19 protein-coding genes are annotated in these 16,483 nt (G+C 55.2%); 15 read left to right on the top strand and 4 right to left on the bottom strand.

Annotated features, from left to right (window positions below; translation table 11 throughout):
* Positions 1-159: 159 nt before the first annotated feature.
* The 5 genes from AC2FIZ_RS15060 (at position 160) to AC2FIZ_RS15040 (ending at position 4,111) form a co-directional block, all read left to right on the top strand.
* Positions 160-1,008: a peptidylprolyl isomerase gene (locus AC2FIZ_RS15060; protein WP_142637319.1), complete on the top strand. Its 849-nt coding sequence runs from the start codon at positions 160-162 to the stop codon at positions 1,006-1,008.
* A 4-nt stretch (positions 1,009-1,012) separates the two neighbouring features.
* Positions 1,013-2,239: a bifunctional glutamate N-acetyltransferase/amino-acid acetyltransferase ArgJ gene (gene argJ, locus AC2FIZ_RS15055; protein WP_496690230.1), complete on the top strand. Its 1,227-nt coding sequence runs from the start codon at positions 1,013-1,015 to the stop codon at positions 2,237-2,239.
* Complete coding sequence (locus AC2FIZ_RS15050) at positions 2,236-2,634, top strand: (deoxy)nucleoside triphosphate pyrophosphohydrolase (protein ID WP_142637315.1); 399 nt, start codon at positions 2,236-2,238, stop codon at positions 2,632-2,634. Before argJ ends, AC2FIZ_RS15050 begins: the two co-directional genes overlap by 4 nt.
* 324 nt (positions 2,635-2,958) lie before the next feature.
* Entirely contained in the window at positions 2,959-3,369 is a 411-nt protein-coding gene (locus tag AC2FIZ_RS15045) for an Arm DNA-binding domain-containing protein (RefSeq protein ID WP_496791270.1), read from the top strand.
* Between the two features lie 181 nt (positions 3,370-3,550).
* The gene (locus tag AC2FIZ_RS15040) at positions 3,551-4,111 is read left to right on the top strand and encodes a tyrosine-type recombinase/integrase (protein ID WP_345741761.1); all 561 of its coding nucleotides are present in this window, start codon (positions 3,551-3,553) and stop codon (positions 4,109-4,111) included.
* A 196-nt stretch (positions 4,112-4,307) separates the two neighbouring features.
* Here AC2FIZ_RS15040 and AC2FIZ_RS15035 read toward each other — a convergent pair whose 3' ends face one another.
* On the bottom strand, positions 4,308-4,796 hold the full coding sequence (locus tag AC2FIZ_RS15035) for an Lrp/AsnC family transcriptional regulator (RefSeq protein ID WP_281973425.1): 489 nt from the start codon (positions 4,794-4,796) through the stop codon (positions 4,308-4,310).
* A gap of 482 nt (positions 4,797-5,278) precedes the next feature.
* Between AC2FIZ_RS15035 and AC2FIZ_RS15030 the strand changes: the two genes are divergently transcribed.
* The 5 genes from AC2FIZ_RS15030 to AC2FIZ_RS15010 all read left to right on the top strand — a co-directional run bounded on the left by AC2FIZ_RS15030 (position 5,279) and on the right by AC2FIZ_RS15010 (position 9,793).
* Positions 5,279-6,370 (top strand): aromatic ring-hydroxylating oxygenase subunit alpha, encoded by a 1,092-nt coding sequence (locus AC2FIZ_RS15030; RefSeq protein WP_142637313.1) that lies wholly within the window; start codon positions 5,279-5,281, stop codon positions 6,368-6,370.
* A 19-nt stretch (positions 6,371-6,389) separates the two neighbouring features.
* Positions 6,390-6,824 (top strand): lactoylglutathione lyase, encoded by a 435-nt coding sequence (gene gloA, locus AC2FIZ_RS15025; RefSeq protein ID WP_085823161.1) that lies wholly within the window; start codon positions 6,390-6,392, stop codon positions 6,822-6,824.
* A 4-nt stretch (positions 6,825-6,828) separates the two neighbouring features.
* Complete coding sequence (locus AC2FIZ_RS15020) at positions 6,829-7,227, top strand: cupin domain-containing protein (RefSeq protein ID WP_074739464.1); 399 nt, start codon at positions 6,829-6,831, stop codon at positions 7,225-7,227.
* A gap of 103 nt (positions 7,228-7,330) precedes the next feature.
* Complete coding sequence (locus AC2FIZ_RS15015) at positions 7,331-8,770, top strand: glutamine synthetase family protein (protein ID WP_496791269.1); 1,440 nt, start codon at positions 7,331-7,333, stop codon at positions 8,768-8,770.
* Positions 8,771-8,773: 3 nt separating this feature from the next.
* Positions 8,774-9,793, top strand: coding sequence for an alpha/beta fold hydrolase (locus AC2FIZ_RS15010; RefSeq protein ID WP_496791268.1), 1,020 nt, complete (start codon positions 8,774-8,776; stop codon positions 9,791-9,793).
* A 414-nt stretch (positions 9,794-10,207) separates the two neighbouring features.
* On the opposite strand, the gene AC2FIZ_RS15005 is transcribed toward AC2FIZ_RS15010, so the two are convergent.
* Complete coding sequence (locus AC2FIZ_RS15005; RefSeq protein WP_185956695.1) at positions 10,208-10,795, bottom strand: TetR/AcrR family transcriptional regulator; 588 nt, start codon at positions 10,793-10,795, stop codon at positions 10,208-10,210.
* Positions 10,796-10,876: 81 nt separating this feature from the next.
* On the opposite strand from AC2FIZ_RS15005, the gene AC2FIZ_RS15000 reads away from it, so the two are divergent.
* The 3 genes from AC2FIZ_RS15000 to AC2FIZ_RS14990 are packed head-to-tail and all read left to right on the top strand — an operon-like array spanning position 10,877 to position 13,153.
* Positions 10,877-11,989: an NmrA family NAD(P)-binding protein gene (locus tag AC2FIZ_RS15000; RefSeq protein ID WP_496791267.1), complete on the top strand. Its 1,113-nt coding sequence runs from the start codon at positions 10,877-10,879 to the stop codon at positions 11,987-11,989.
* A 47-nt stretch (positions 11,990-12,036) separates the two neighbouring features.
* Positions 12,037-12,609, top strand: a complete 573-nt coding sequence (locus AC2FIZ_RS14995; protein ID WP_142637301.1) for a carbonic anhydrase — start codon at positions 12,037-12,039, stop codon at positions 12,607-12,609.
* A gap of 55 nt (positions 12,610-12,664) precedes the next feature.
* Complete coding sequence (locus AC2FIZ_RS14990; RefSeq protein ID WP_142637299.1) at positions 12,665-13,153, top strand: DUF8737 domain-containing protein; 489 nt, start codon at positions 12,665-12,667, stop codon at positions 13,151-13,153.
* Between the two features lie 198 nt (positions 13,154-13,351).
* Here the strand turns inward: AC2FIZ_RS14990 and AC2FIZ_RS14985 are convergent, their stop codons facing one another.
* Complete coding sequence (locus AC2FIZ_RS14985; RefSeq protein ID WP_496729335.1) at positions 13,352-14,245, bottom strand: LysR family transcriptional regulator; 894 nt, start codon at positions 14,243-14,245, stop codon at positions 13,352-13,354.
* 75 nt (positions 14,246-14,320) lie between these two features.
* Here AC2FIZ_RS14985 and AC2FIZ_RS14980 point away from each other — a divergent pair, with 75 nt between their 5' ends.
* Positions 14,321-15,235 carry an NAD(P)-dependent oxidoreductase gene (locus AC2FIZ_RS14980; RefSeq protein WP_281973421.1) on the top strand — a complete coding sequence of 305 codons (915 nt, stop codon included), beginning with the start codon at positions 14,321-14,323 and terminating at the stop codon, positions 15,233-15,235.
* Between the two features lie 138 nt (positions 15,236-15,373).
* On the opposite strand, the gene AC2FIZ_RS14975 is transcribed toward AC2FIZ_RS14980, so the two are convergent.
* On the bottom strand, positions 15,374-15,703 hold the full coding sequence (locus tag AC2FIZ_RS14975; RefSeq protein ID WP_281973422.1) for an arsenate reductase family protein: 330 nt from the start codon (positions 15,701-15,703) through the stop codon (positions 15,374-15,376).
* A gap of 310 nt (positions 15,704-16,013) precedes the next feature.
* On the opposite strand from AC2FIZ_RS14975, the gene AC2FIZ_RS14970 reads away from it, so the two are divergent.
* Positions 16,014-16,316 carry an SH3 domain-containing protein gene (locus AC2FIZ_RS14970; RefSeq protein ID WP_142637291.1) on the top strand — a complete coding sequence of 101 codons (303 nt, stop codon included), beginning with the start codon at positions 16,014-16,016 and terminating at the stop codon, positions 16,314-16,316.
* Positions 16,317-16,483 lie beyond the last annotated feature (167 nt).

The raw sequence follows: 16,483 nt of genomic DNA, 5'->3' as shown, positions 1-16,483 counted from the left end.
TGTTCTTGTCTTGGTTTTGACAGGCTTGCCCACCTTGCGCGCAACCCATAGATACGGTGGGTGAAAGGCGGCCCTGTCCAAGGCTTCAAAGCGATGTAAGCGGCAGGTTCCAGAGTGTCAACGCTGCGCCCTGCCGTGGCAAAGAAATAGGATGATTCCATGCCCAAAGGCCTCACTTTTCTGCCATCGCTGGCCCTTGCAACGGTGATGGCGCTGCCATTGGCCGCCGAAACCAAGCCCGATGCCAGCACGGTGGTCGCCCGCGTAAACGGTGAAGAAATCACTCTGGCGCATGTGATCGCAACAGTTGCGACACTGCCCCCCAACTACCAGCAGGTCGAAGATGATGTTCTGTATGATTTCATCATCGAGCAGCTGATTCAGCAGCAGTTGCTGGGCCAGGAGCAAGAAGGGCTGAGCAATCTGAACGCCTTGGCCATCGAGAACGAGACGCGGTCGTTGCTGGCGGTTCAGACCGTAAATGCCCTGATCGACGAAGTTGTAACGGCAGAAACCATTCAGACCGCCTATGATGCGCGCTTTGCCGAGTTTGAAGGCGAAGATGAGTTTAATGCCAGCCATATTCTGGTCGAGACCGAGGATGAGGCCAAAGACCTTAAGGCTCAGTTGGATGATGGCGCCGACTTTGCCGAGCTGGCCAAAGAAAAATCAACCGGTCCTTCCGGCCCGAATGGCGGGGTGCTGGGTTGGTTCGGCAAGGGGCAGATGGTTCCCGAGTTTGAAACCGCCGTTGTCGCGCTTGAGAAGGATCAGGTGTCGGACCCGGTGCAGACACAGTTTGGCTGGCACGTGATCATTCTAAATGACAAGCGCAAATCCGAAGCGCCCGCACTTGATGCGGTACGCGACGAGCTGGCACAGGATCTGCAAAGTGAAGCTATTCAGGCCCGTATCGGCGAATTGACCCAGGCTGCACAGATCGAACGTCCTGCGCTCGAAGATGTGACCCCGGGCATCGTGCGTCAGTTGGACTTGATTCAGGAGTAACCCCGTGGCCTCGATCACCAAAGTCTCTCCGCTGGCCCCGGCGGCGTTTCCCGAATTGCCCGCGATTGACGGTGTGCGCTTTGCGACCGTCGAAGCCGGCGTACGCTATCAAGGCCGCACTGATGTGATGCTGGCGGTCCTTGATCCAGGCACTTCAGTGGCTGGGGTCTTTACCCGCTCGGCCACACGCGCGGCACCCGTGCTGGATTGTCAGGACAAGATCGGCGGGCCAAGTGACGGGCCGGCGGCGATCCTTGTGAATTCGGGCAATGCCAATGCATTTACCGGGCATTATGGCCAAAGCTCGGTCGCCGAGGTGACGCAAGCAGTGTCCGAGACCACAGGCGTGCCGGTCGAACGGGTTTTTACCTCGTCAACTGGTGTGATCGGTGAACCCTTGCCGCATGGCCGCATCGTGGCGCAGCTTGAGGCCCTGAAATCCGGCCTCAGTCGCCACGCAATCGAAGATGCAGCGCGGGCCATCATGACCACGGATACCTTTCCGAAAGGAGCTTCGGCGCAGGTCGAGATTGATGGAAGAACAGTCTCTATTGCGGGGATTTCCAAGGGTTCTGGCATGATCGCGCCTGATATGGCGACGATGCTGGTTTATATCTTCACCGACGCCCAGGTCGAGCAATCCGCGTTGCAGCAGATGCTGGGTACGCAGACTGACCGCACTTTCAACTGCATCACTGTCGACAGCGACACTTCGACGTCGGACAGCCTGCTGCTGTGTGCTACTGGGGCTTCGGGGGTGGATGCGACAGACAATGCCGCCTTTGCTGAGGCTTTGGAAACCGTGATGCTGGACCTTGCCCAACAAGTGGTACGCGATGGCGAGGGCGCCACGAAATTCGTAGAAATTCGTGTGACCGGGGCTGTCACCGATGCCGACGCCAAGGTGCATGGATTGGCGATTGCCAATTCACCACTGATAAAAACCGCCATTGCGGGCGAAGACCCGAATTGGGGCCGCGTCGTCATGGCCATCGGAAAATCGGGTGCAGCTGCCGACCGTGACCTGCTGAGCATTTCTTTCGGAGACATCCTTGTGGCCGAAAAAGGCTGGGTCAGTCCCGATTACCGCGAGGAAGACGCCGCCGAATACATGAAAGCTCAGGACCTTGTAATCGGCGTCGATCTGGGGCTGGGCGCGGGTAAATCCACCGTTTGGACCTGCGACCTGACCCATGGCTATATCGAGATCAACGCGGATTACCGGTCGTGAAAACAGTTCTGGTTTCTGCGGTCGCCCTGATAGACATCGAGGGCCGGGTGCTGCTGGCGCAGCGCCCCGAAGGCAAATCCATGGCTGGACTTTGGGAGTTTCCCGGCGGCAAGATCGAACCCGGCGAAACGCCCGAGGTCGCCCTGATCCGCGAACTGTACGAAGAACTGGGCATCAACACATGGTCCTCCTGCCTTGCGCCGCTGACCTTCGCCAGCCACAGCTATGATGATTTTCACCTGCTGATGCCGCTGTTTGCCTGCCGCAAATGGGAAGGCATTCCACAATCGAAGGAAGGACAGGCGCTGAAATGGGTGCGTGCGAATGATCTGCGCAGTTACCCGATGCCTGCGGCAGATGTGCCGTTGATCCCGATTTTGCGGGATTGGCTTTAGGGTCCCGGTTCGATCTTGTCTGGACGCTGGAATTCAGCGCGCGATTTAAACATATTGCAGCGCTTAGGCGCAGGCAAGAAACGGAAAAGCGCACGAGTGCAATCGCTTGAAAAGTAGGGAGATGTTTGGAGTTTGGTGCCCCCACACGGCATTTAGACCTTGCACCACCATACCCCACGACATTCCACTTTCTTATAAAAACCAACACCCTAAGACTTTAGCTATTCCGTTATGTGTCAGGATATAGCAGGATACCGCAGACAATAAGGCGGATAGAAGGGTGGACGGATGGCGCGGCCTATCCATAAACTTTCGGCCGCAGCGGTGAAGGCAGCAGGCCCCGGTAAGCACAACGATGGTGCCGGATTGTGGTTACACAAGCGCCAAGATGGCGGCGGGCAATGGTTCCTCAGGATCACGGTACACGGTTGCAGGCGTGAAATGGGCCTTGGGTCCATTGCAGATGTATCGCTCAAAGAAGCAAGAGAACACGCGGAACAGTGGCGCGCCTTTGCCCGGAAGGGTCTTGATCCAATCAAAGAACGCGAAAAACAACGGCGTGAGGCTGAACGCAATTTACATTGTTTGGCGGATGTCGCATTGGACGCGTTCGAAAGTCGGAAGGCCGAACTCAAAGGCGACGGTAAAGCTGGGCGCTGGTTTTCTCCTCTAGAATTACATGTCTTACCCAAACTGGGTAGATCCCCGGCTCAGATATCGATCAGATCGACATAAGAGACGCTCTGAGGCCCATTTGGCACTCCAAAGGGGGAAAACTGCCCGGAAAGCCATTAATCGCCTCAGCATCGCTCTAAGGCACGCTGCGGCGCTAGGGTTGGACGTAGATTTGCAAGCCACCGAAAAAGCCAAAGCGCTTCTTGGTAAATCTAGGCATACGCCACAACACATTGCTGCCATGCCGTGGATTGACGTTCCAGAATTCTACAGAACCCTAGAAGTGCCCACGACAACCAATCTGGCCCTGCGGATGCTGATCCTGACGGCAGCCCGCTCAGGTCCACTCCGCTTTATGAGATACGATCAAATTGAAGATGACATTTGGACAATCCCTGCGCATCAGATGAAGGGCCGGTTAGGCCAAACGGCGGATTTTCGCGTGCCTTTGTCCGGCGAAGCCCAGCGCGTGGTTGACCTCACCAAACCCTTCTACCGTGATGGTTTTCTCTTCCCCGGCCTTCGCAAAGGAGTGATTTCGGATATGACGATGGGGCAACATATGCGCAAGGCAGGTTTGCCATATAGGCCTCATGGGTTCAAATCCAGCTTTCGGGATTGGGTGGCGGACCGAACCAATGCGCCAAGGGAAGTCGCAGAAACCAGCCTTGGCCATGTTGCAGGAAGTCAGGTCGAAAGGGCGTATCGCAGGACGGATTATCTGGAGCAACGTCGACTAATCATGAACGAATGGGCTCGTTATGTAACTGGCGAGGAAGAAAGCATCCATGATGATTTCTGAACCGTCCGCCCGAAGCCCAAGCGGTAACTCGCTGCAGGATCTGACATTCAAAGCGAAATATTAGACAACATCGTTCGCGCAGTTCGGAAGACGGATGGCTGTCGGGGTCGGCATTAAGATCGGCGCTGAACATCTCCCCAAAAACCCTGTTGAAACCCTTTCGCATTAGAAACGTCAGCGATCGGCTTCTTCCTCTTCACTCCTTCACATCCTGCTTTAGCAGAAACTGATTCTTGAAATTCTTCAGCCCCGGCATAACATCGGCATTGGCGATATCGTCACTCGCATGGATTTCATGCTCTAGAAATTCCTTCAATGCGTCACCGTGGTCACTGACCAGTTCAATGATCAGGTCGTAACGTCCCGCGACCCACAGGATGAAAACAACCCTTGGGTTCTTTTCAAGGCGCTTCGCCACCTGGCGTGGGGTCACGCCAGCGGCCACATTCAACCCGATCATCGCGTCGGTTGTGTATTCTGTGGCCACCGGATCCGACATCGCAACGATCCGCAACATGTTGTTGTCTCGCAGACCGCTCACCCTGTTGCGGATGGTTCCTTCGGACACATTCAACTGCTGTGCAATTTCCGAAAAAGCCATCCGACCATCTTGCTGCAATAGCCGGATGATCTGCTGGTTCAAGTCATCCTTTGGGGACCTAATGCTCTGTGCGGAGGCGCGCACGTTTGATTGCTTTTTGACTGCCATATACCCGATGCTCGATTGCTGCATTCGTAGCTGAGACTAGGTGAGGACATCGAAATTCGCAATTCTCTCCTAAGAATTCTGTGGCAGGAAGTGCAGAAAACGACATCTTTTGCCCTCGACACCGCAGCTTCCAAGGACCGTGACGCGGGCCTATTGCCAAATTTTCTGTAAAATCCCGCTGAAATTGCGGCTCTCGCAATCCACACGACCTGGTTATTCGAAATTCGCACTTCCATGCCGTTTTTTGACCAGATTATTTCTGATTCGTGCCCCAAAATCCCAAAATATTCGCGAAAATCGAAAGAATGTTAGGCGGCTAATGCGATATTCGCAGTCGAAACTTCAATTCCCGGCGCGGCGGGACAGAGTCCGCAAGTAGGAAGACCGCGAGAAACGGTAAAACCATGCGCCTGTCGTTGGACCGACGGGTACAGGTGGCAGTGTCGAAGGGAGGACAAATGACAATTGCCGAGGATAGAACTCAGGCCATTGGAGGGCCTCAGCACGGGCTGACCGCCGGGGCGTATCGCAGCGAAGAGTTCTGGCAGCGGGAATGCCAGACTGTCCTGGCCAAGAACTGGGTGTTCATCGGGTTTGCCCATCAGATGGCTAACCCCGGTGATGCTCATCCGGTTACCTGCGCAGACTTACCACTGCTGGCGGTGCGCGGTCGTGACGGCGACATCCAGGTGTTTCACAATGTTTGCTTGCACCGGTGTATGACATTGGTCGACAAGCCCAAGAATGTCGGCAAGCTGATCCGCTGCCCCTATCATGCCTGGGCTTATGACCTGGATGGCCGCCTGCGGGCTGCACCTCATTTTGCCGGAACCGGCAAGCAGGAGTTCGACGGCTTTGACATCAAAAATCATCGCCTCAAGCCTGTACGCACCCATGTCTGGCATGACTGGATCTTCGTCAATCTGGATGGGAACGCGCCTGATTTCGAAGACTATGCCGCGCCTTTGATCAGCCGGCTGGAGGGGATGGATTTCACCAGAGTGGAACCAATTGGCCTGCTCGACTTTGGTGAGATTAGCACCAACTGGAAGCTGATCATGGAGAACTTTATTGAGCCCTACCACGTTCAGTTTGTCCATGCCTCAACCACTGATCAACCATTGGAAAACCACTATACAATCACCGATGGCACCTGCATCGGCAGCGCGGTGGATCTGAACGAAGAGTTGGGCACATCCGGCAGTCTGGGGGTCAGCTCTCGCTATCTGACCCTGTACCCCAATTTTATTCTGGGCCGCTATTTTCCGGATCAGCTGGGCGTATATCTGAACGTGCCCATTGGTCCCGGAAAGATGCGCCAGTACCGAGCACTTTACACGACAGAAGGCCAGGAACTGAGCGCCGAGGAAGTACAAGCCCTCAGAAACCTTTGGTGGGATGTCCACAAGGAAGATCACGAGATGGTTGAACGCATGTTTGAGGGCCGCAAATCCCCGGTCGCCGAGGATGGGGGCCTGTTGTCGCCCGCTTGGGAGGACAGCGTCCGCGCCTTTCAGGATCTGATCGAGCGCGACGTGGCCGGTACTTAAGCAAGAAGGAACAATATCGATGAACAAGTCCATATCCAAAGGGTTTCGTCTGGCCCATACGATGATGCGGGTCACCGACATGGAGAAGTCACTGGATTTCTATTGCGGAATTCTGGGTATGGAAGTGCAGCGGCGCACGGACTACCCCGAAGGCAAATTCACCAATACCTTTATCGGCTATGGGCCCGAGGCCGAGTTTCCCACGCTGGAGCTGACCGCCAATTGGGATCAGGGCACGCCTTATGACAAAGGCGACGGTTGGGGTCACATCTGCATCGAAACGCCAGATGTTTATGCCGCGTGCGAACAGCTGGCTGCGGCCGGGGTAAACATCACCCGCCCACCGGGGCCAATGAAAAACGGCACAAGGGTCATCGCCTTTTGCGAGGACCCTGACGGTTACAAGGTCGAATTGAACGAATCCATACTGAAACACCTGGCACAGGAAGGCTGACCAAATGGGTGACACACCTCAACTTTTCAAATTCGATCTGGTTCAAAATCGCTACGACTCGATGGGCGACAGCGACACTTACATCAAACCAATGGTGACCAGCGAATTCAGCAAGTCCATGTGCGGCGGTATCAACGTCCTGAACAACATCAAGGTGCCGTGGGATCTGACCTGCGACGAAATCATTTATTGCCTTGAAGGTACTTTCCGGTTGGTTTGCGATGGCGAAAGCTATGTTTGCAATCGCGGTGACGTGCTGTTTGTCCCCAAGGACAACCACATTTCCTACGAGTCGGATGGCAAATGCGTGATCTTCTATGCCGCCTACCCTCACAACTGGAAACAGCTTGCCGGGATCACGCAGGTTCCGGGCATCGACCCTGACGATTTTGTCCCTGGCTGAACATCTTAACCGCTGAGCGACAGAACAACCGAAACCAGCACCAACACTGAGGGATCACCTTCGGTGAACCAAATCTGATTGCCATTCGATGGGAGGACGCCGAATGCCCAAGGACAATGCCAGCACCCGCATCTACTACGAGACTTTCCATGAAGCTGTCGAGCGTAACCGCCCGCGTATCGCAGAGGTACGGCAACGTCTGGAGGAGGCTGGCGTCAAATACGTGATGGCTGCCTGGATTGACCTGCACGGTATTCCAAAAACCAAACCCGTACCGATGAGTGATTTTGAACCGCTATGCCTTGGGAAAGGGCCACAATTCGCGGTGCATTCGATTTCGTACGTGCCCGAGCTAAGCCCCGCCGACAGCGATCAGGTAGTGGTTCCGGATCTCGATGCCGTCTACGTCTGTCCGTGGGACACATCGATGGCGATTATTTTCTCGGATCTCTATTGGGAAGATGCGCCTTATAATGTCTGCCCGCGTCAGGCCCTGAAACGTGCCATGCACGAGGCTGCGCAGGAAGGGTACACAGGTTATGCTGGGGTCGAGCCCGAATTCATTGTGATGAAATACGACGACGCCGGTCAGCCGGTGAAGGCGTTTGACGACGACCCTGCAAGCGGCCTTCGGCCCCGCCGTCAGGCGTTTGGCTATGACGTTGAATACTCGATCGACTCGATGGCGTTTCTGAAAGACATGATCGACATCATCGAGGGTCTGGGTTGGAACCTGCATGACGTGGTGGCCGAGGGTGCGTATTCGCAGTTCGAGCTGGATTTCCACTACACCAACATGCTGGAAATGTCTGATCGGCTGGCATTCCTGCGCATCACCCTGAAAGAAGTCGCAAAAAAGCACGGGATGTTCATCACTTTCATGCCGAAACCGACAGTGGGCGATTGGCGGTCTGGCGCGCATATCAACATGTCGATGCAGCATGAAAGCCGTCCGGGCGAGAACATTTTCGAAACGCCGGATGGCGATTGGAGTGACGAAAGCCGCTGGGCAGTTGGCGGACTGATGCAGCATGCAGAAGCAATCACCGCGATCACCTGTCCGACGGTGAATTCCTATAACGGTCTGGTGCCACGTGTTGGCGGCTTTGAAGGCGGCACGGTCACATGGGCCCCGACAAATATCACCTACGGCTTCAACAACCGATCCGCCCAGTTCCGCCTTCCGCAAAGCCGCCACTGCATCGAAAATCGCGCCTGTGACATGACAATGAATGTCTATCTCGCGATGGCGATGCACTTGAGCTGCGGAATAAAAGGCATCAAAAACAAGATCGATCCGGGCAAACCAACAGATTTTGATTTGTACTCAAAGACTGAATCCGAGCTTGCCGAGCTCGGTATACGCAGGCTTCCGCGAACTTTGTTCAACGCTATTGAGGCTCTGCGTCATGACGAGATGGCCGAACATGTGATGGGGCGCGTGATGCGCAACTCCTATCTCGAGTACAAGAACGACGAATGGGAGCGCTATCACCAATCGGTCACTGACTGGGAAGTGCAAGAGTATCTGAGGCTGTACTGAAAGATGGTCGTGGATGAGTTTAGGACATTCGACCTTGGAGACTTCCCGCTTCTATCGGGTCAGGTTTTGCGCGACGCCAAACTTGCCTATCAAACTTACGGCACGTTGTCGGCCACCCGAGACAATGTCATCGTCCTACCGACCTTCTACACGGGGACAAATACTCGGAACGAAGGGTTCTTCGGCCCCGGTCGCGCTATTGACCCAAGCCGCCACTTCATCGTCAGTCCAAATTTGTTCGGCAATGGCCGTTCGTCTTCGCCCTCGAATACGCCCTCCCCTCAAGACGGCCCGCGATTTCCGTTGGTGCAGATGTGGGATAATATCGCGGCGCAGCATCGGTTGATCCAAGATCACCTCGGCATCGAAAAGATCGCGCTGGTCGCCGGCTGGTCAATGGCGGGCTGTCAATCCTATCAATGGGCGGCGCAATACCCGGATATGGTACAAGCGATCTTGCCTTTCTGCGCCTCGGCCAAAACCTCACCGCATAATTTCGTCTTCCTCGAAGGGGTCAAGGCCGCCCTTTGCGCGGACCAGAATTGGAACGGCGGCAATTATGACAGCCCGCCCGAGGCCGGGCTCAAAGCCTTCGGTCGGGTCTACGCAGGCTGGGCTTTCTCTCAGACCTTTTACCGCGAGGGGCTTTATGAGCAGCTTGGATTCCAATCCATTGAAGAGCTGATGCAAGATTGGGAACAGGACCATGTACAAAGCTGGGATGCCAACAATCTACTGGCCAAGCTTGCCACCTGGCAGGCTGGCGACATCTCTGCCGGGCCACTTTACAATGGGGATTACAAACTGGCGCTGGGTGCCATCAAGGCGCGTGCCATCCTGATGCCCTGCACTCAGGACCTCTATTTCCCTCCTGAAGACAATGAAATTGAGGCCCACCACATGCCTAACGCCATCTTCCGTCCTTACGACTCGCCATGGGGTCATTGCGCCGCCAATCCTGGTAACGACAAAGGCTTTGCGGCACAGTTGGACGTTAATATCCGCGAGCTCTTAGAAGAATAAGACCTTGTAAATAAATGAGAGATTGTACTCATTCATTAGCGACTGGTACATTCCTTCAAATGAAGGGCAGCAATTCGGCAACAGAACTGCAATCGCAGTGGATTAGCTATAGTTACGCTCTGGGTAATTCGTTCGATGTTGCCAAGTCCGCATTACTGCGCATAACAGACGTCGATGCCAGTCGCGGCATTCGAAACATTGGACTCACTGCTACCGTCGGATGCGGCGCAGAATGACTCGCCAAGCCAAGATAAACCCTGTCCTGTACGGCCCAAACCAGCCGTTTGCCTCACCACTCGACGCTGCAGCGCAGCCTGCGCATTGCTGCCGTTCGTGCACCTTGCAGCATTGTCGAACAGCGGGTGACGGCAAACCACAACATAGCCGTCAAATTCTCGGGATACTCTGCGATAGTTAGGATCTTTCTTTCGGCCAATAATCCTGAAGCAAACCTATGGCTGTGCGCCCTGCTTCCAGCGCTCGGTCTGCCTCTTCTTCGGATTCCGTCAGACGAGCCAGGGTAATCGTGCCCATCAAGAGCGCCATCGCAGCTAAGCCCTGACCCGAACGGGTTTCCGACGTGTCCTGCAAAAGGGCCGCCATGCGATCTAACGCCTGTGCGCCCACTTGATGGGGCGCGCCCGTTGTGCGGGCAAGCTCTGTTCCCATCGCCGCCAACGGGCATCCGTTCCGACTATCTTGAGCGTGAGCTTGGGAAAGATACTTAGCTATGTAGCCTTGGCGCTCCTTCTTTCGCCCTTCGCTGGTTTCTTCGCGCTCCATGTCGGAAACCACATCGTCGACTGCGTGCCAGAAGGCTGTCGCGATCAAATCCTCTTTCGACTCGAAGTGCCGGTAGAAACCGCCATGTGTCATTCCGGCTGCCTTCATGACGTCAGCGACGCTGGTCGCTTCGACCCCGCGTTCGCGGAACAACTGCGCTGCAGCATCCAGTATCCTGTTGTGACTGCGCTGTTTCTCCGCTTCCGACATCCTCGGCATTTTCGCGCTCCCAGACGGGGTTGACATTTAAGATTATATGTATCATCTAAATTATAGATTGCAAGCATCATCTAAAGGAGCGTGCCCGTGCCTACCAAACCCAAGATCCTTGTCACAAGTGCAAGCGGTAAGACCGGACTGCAAGTTGCACATCAGCTCAGAGCCAAGGGTTACCAAGTCCGTGCGTTCATACGACAGAGAGATCATCGTTCTGACATGCTAGATCGCGCGGGCGCTGAATTATTCGTGGGTGACCAGTATTCGCTGAGCGACATGCGCAAAGCCATGAAAGGCGTGCAGCGGGCGTATCAATGCGCCCCGACGGCACCCAACGGGCTGCACTTCAACGCAGTCTTCACCGCTGCGGCTTACGAAGCAAAGGTTGAACATGTCGTTACACTTAGCCAATGGCTTTCGAGCGTAGATCACCCATCACTGTTTACACGCGAAGTTTACTTGGGCGACATCCTGATCGGCATGCGCCCCGAGATGTCCGTAACCACGGTGAATGTCGGCTGGTTTGCTGAAAACTACCTGATGGTACTGGGCATGGCGGCCCATCTTGGGCAGTTCACGATGCCGCTCGGCGACGGCGACGTGAAGAAGAATGCCGCCCCCTCAAACGAAGACATTGCCAGCGTAGTTGTCGGTGCCTTGACGGATCCGGCACACCATGCAGGCAAGACATATCGTCCCACGGGCCCAACGCTGTTGTCACCCAACGAGATCGCTGAAGCAATGGGCCGGGCGCTGGGGCGGCGGGTACGTTATGTCGACATTTCCGAGCGTATGATGGTCAAGGCGCTGAAAGCCCTTCGCCCAGCAAACTATTCGGAAGCGGCAGTCACCCAGCTTGCAATCTATTCAGAAGAGTACCGGCGAGGCGCCTTCGCGGTGAACGCCCCAACCGAAGACGTGTTCCAAGTCAGCGGGCACGAACCTGAAGCCTTCGAAAGCATTGTACGGCGCAAGGTCGCTGATCAACCGGGCCTGGCGCGCAGCCTACCAGGCAGCATTGGCGCGATCGGCAGCTTTCTAAAGATCCTCACGACGCGCCCCTTCGATCTTGATCGCGCCCAGATGCAGCGAGACTATGTACAGCTTTCTTCCCCGTCGTATTGCCAAGACGACGCCGCGTGGGCGGAAAGTCACCAGCCCACCGCCAGAAAGACCGCACCGATGCGTGTCGCCTGACACTACGCAAGACGAAGGATTGTCCCCCAAGACGAAAGGACCTCTGAATGAACATTCAGGACGAACTTATCACTCGAAACCAAGAATTCGCGGCGGGCTTTGACAGTGCTAACCTGCCGATCCTGCCAAAGTTGCGAACGGTTGTGCTGACTTGCGGCGATGCCCGGGTCGATCCCGCGCACATCCTCGGACTGGAGCTTGGTGATGCGGTTGTAATCCGAAACAATGGCGGACGGGTTACACGCGCTGCAATCGAAGAAATCGCCACCCTCGCCTTTCTGGTGAGCGTCATGACGGAGGGCCGCGAACAGGCGTTCAACGTAATCCTGATGCAGCACACACAATGTGGAGCCCAGCGGCTGTCCAATCCAGACCTTCAGGACGCGCTGCTGAAAAAGCTTGGGATAGATGTGTCCGAGTACGCGATCACGGATCAGGAAAGCGACCTTTTCGCAGACATCAAGCGCCTAGCGGTAGCACCGGAGGTACCGGACGCGATCACCGTCTCAGCCTTGCTTTATGATGTCGCCACTGGAACAGCCCACGAGATTGCTCCGGCCGCATCATTGGGGGCGATCCGGGCCGAGGTGAGCGTATCGCAAACTGCGGTTCGAGGGTGAAGGTCTGCCTACCTCCAATTCACGTAAACAAACGCATATCGAAAGGACCGATCAGATGACGCCCACAGTGATATTCCTTCTTCAGTTCGCGATGAGTCTCTTTGTCTTTGCTCTGATCGCGGCGTGGTACGTTGCACCCTGGCTTGCACGGCTGTCGGCGGCGGCAGCGCTCTCAATCCTGCTGTTGCCGCATGCTTTCCGACACATCGGAATGAGCTTCTTGGTACCAAATCTCAACAACGGAGGGTTGCCCGAGGCGTTCGCAACCAGCGCCAGCTATGGCGATTTACTCTCGGCGTTTCTGGCAATCGCCGCGCTTATCGCTTTGCGATGGGGATCAGTGGCCGCCCTTCCGTTGGTGTGGGGTTTCAACATCCTAGGTACTGTAGATCTGGTGAACGCCTTGCGCCAAGCCGAGGCAATTAACTACTTTGGCCCCACTTGGTTCATTCCAACATTCTTTGTCCCGGTACTTTTGGTCACGCATGTGATGATCTTTGCACGGCTGTTGAAGGCAGAATGGCCCAAGGCGGCGTCGGCATGACAGAACAAATGTGCTTCTCAGGCAGGCAGTGCTGCTGCCTGCCCCACTGAGTCTCACGGCCCACACCGGACCTTCGCCCCTGCCATTAACGCAGCGGTGCGGCATCCACAGAGCGGACCTTCAGTCGTAGCGCAGCATTGTCGGGTCGTTACCTTGTAAGCCAGACCCTATTTGACTCTAACCGGTGCTCTTTATCGTCTACAACAGGTGAGCGGGCGGCCATCGGAACAGGCTTTTCTCATATTCGGTAATTGATTTTGAAAGCCACTGTATGAACAGTTTTGCCACTGGCCGAACCGGACCAGACAGCGTGACAAGGTAATAGCCGATCCGTGGTATTGGATCATCAAACAGCGCCACGAGTTGTCCTGACTTCAACTCGTCAGAGACAAAGGCCGGTACTGTCGCCCCGATACCGTCACCTCGGCGGATGCCATCCAACAGCATGTTGCCCGGCATGCGGATCACTTTCCGTTCCGCTTCGGGCGGGATGCCAGCCTTTTCCAGCCACAGATCAAACTCGACCGACGCCTGTTCCTGAAGAAGTGTGAAATCAAGCAATTCTACAGGGTTTTTGAGCACCCTGTTTCCGATCAGTTCGCGGGACGCGACGACCGTCAGACAACCAGGTAGCAGCATCTGCGAGACAAGCCCTGACCAGCGACCTGTTCCGTATCGGACGGCCATATCAATTCCGCCCGGCTTGAGATCGACAGCCTGGATCGTTGAATCGATCCTCAATTCGATATTGGGGAATTCATCAATGAACGTCGACAGCCGCGCCATGAGGAACGCGCTTGAAAACATCGGAGTCGCGCTGACCACCAACGGTCGAACCGACTCTGCACTCGTCACCCTCTCGGTCACAGAGGCCATTTCAGCGAAGGCTTCAAGCAAACCAGCCGACAGGAATTCGCCTTGCGATGTCAGAGAAATACCGTGCCGGGTACGAGTGATAAGCCGGGTGCCGAGTTGTTGTTCTAGCCCGCGGATTTGCTGGCTGACTGCGGAATGGGTCACGTTCAGTGCCTCTGCCGCCCGGGTCAGATTTTGAAACTCGGCGGCGGCGGCGAAAGCTCTGAGAGATGTCAACGAGGGAAGCGTGCGCCAATCCATAAGTTAGACCATCTAACAATATAGAAAAATTTACAACTATGTCATCTCCCCATGCCGGCGCATGCTGGTGCTGGAACTCATTGGCGGACACAGGAGGCTAAGATCATGAAACTTGCTGTATTGGGACTGGGCAACATGGGGTCAGCGCTGGCGCATTGCCTGCTCAAGTCAGGTCACGATGTCAGCGTTTGGAACCGCACGCCGGAAAAGGCAGAGGTTTTCGCTGAGGTTGGCGCCACCATCTGCTCCTCACCGAATGATGCCATCGCGGCGTCTGATTTTGTCATCATTTGTATCAAGAGCCACACGGAAACAGTTGAACTAGTCAACGGGCTGAGTCTTTCGCTAGAGGGTAAGACTATCTGCGACATGAGCACAGGCGATACCTCGGATGCCGATAGACTGGTCGCCATCCTGGAGAAACAGGGGGCTGGCTACATGCTTGGCATGATCAATGCCTACCCTTCTGGCATTGGCGGTGACGAAACCACAATCCTGACGGTCGGCAGTGCCGGTACCTGGGACCGTTATGGCAGCGTCATCGGAAACTTGGGTGGAAAGTCCGCCCATGTTGGAGAGAAGCCAGCGGCGCTTGCCGCGCTCTTCGCCGGCCTCTTCACGGTTCGGCAGGGGTTTATGTTCGGAATGATATACGGTGCACTTGTTTGTCAGAAAGCGGGCATCCCGATGCAAGTTTATGCCGACCAACTTCCTGCCACGATCAAATTGGTCAAGGACTACCATGATCTCTTTGCCAGAACCGTTCCGACCGAGGACTACGACAATGCAGAAGCCTCTCTGAAGGTTTACGCGATGGCGCAAGAGGATGCGTTGAAGACCTATCTCTCACTTAATGCTCCCGCTGATTTCATCCGGTTGATGCATGACCGAACCAAGACGGCTTGGGACGATGGCCATGGCGACAGACAGCTGACCTCACTGGTCCAGCATATGACCGATGCCTGATGCAAAAAGGCTCTCCGCCCATTGCAGACGTTCTGCAGCTACCACGATCTACCGAACGGCACTCCGAGAGCGGGCATTCGGCCATGTGCAGCATTTCAGCGGGTTTCGTTAAGCTAATTATGCATTTTTTTTAAAAACTCAGCTCTGTAGCAAAGCGACTTGAATCGTCTCATCCCAGCCAAGATACAACACATCCCGATCGCGTATTACCGGGCGCGCCATCACCTTGGGTTGGGCCGAAATCTGTGCCTCTACTTCCGAATTTTTTAGCCAGTCATTAAGCGCTCGGTAATCGTTCGATTTTCGGTCCACCAGCAAGTCCCCGAATTCTGCAATCAGCTCAGCCAGCTCCGCTTCGGTCAGAGGTTCCGCCCTGACATCGCGGAAAGTGACTTCCTTGCCTTCTGCCTCCAACGCCTTTCGGGCCTTCTGGCAAATCGCGCAGGTGTTCAATCCATAGATCATCATGTCGCGGTCTCTTTTGCAGCCATCTCGCAACCTCACGCATCAACCCCTCCAACGCAACCATTTGATCTGGCATAGCTGCCCACATGTATCCCACGCTACGAACATTGTTCGTCGTTCCTTGAGGTTTCTGGATCAACCCATTCCAGTAAATCGCCTGACAATCGAGATACTGCGTTGCGGCCCTTCGAACCGGGCGTGGCAGTCATAGCCACCAGACTTTGGCCAATTTGCGCATTCCTGTCTTAGGGTTATTCCTCTTGGCGAGCTGAATCGCTACGATTGTAGATGAGGCAACAAGCAGGATAACGCGATGCGCAGTGCAATCTTCTTACCCGTAGCGGCAATGTTCCTGGGGGCCACAATATACGCTGCACCAGCAACGGCCGCCTCACTCGGACGATACGAGGTTTTTGGCGTCGAAGACGGTGACATGCTGAAAATGCGTGGTGGACCCGGAACAGGCTACAATGTGATTGTTGGTCTGCCAAATGGAACCGCCTTACGTGTTCACAGTTGCGAGCAAACCGGTGGCACTCGTTGGTGCCGCGTTTCTTTGGTGCGTGCGCGTGGGCTCAAAGGGTATGTCTCCTGGGCATATTTGCGAAAAATTTGATACAATGGAGATCAGCATTGCCATGTTAACAGCGACCATGAAATGTCGATGGAAATTGCCCTTTCTGTTCAATTGGCATCGTTCAACATGGGCTTAGGTTCTGGACCTATTAATTTGGTTGCCGTCATCCCGCCTGCGTGATTCATACCCGTGAGTTTCAGGGGTAT

Source organism: Ruegeria sp. CDSB022, assembly GCF_059611145.1.
The sequence above is the reverse complement of the archived record's forward strand: the minus strand, read 5'-3'. Positions and strand labels throughout refer to the sequence as shown.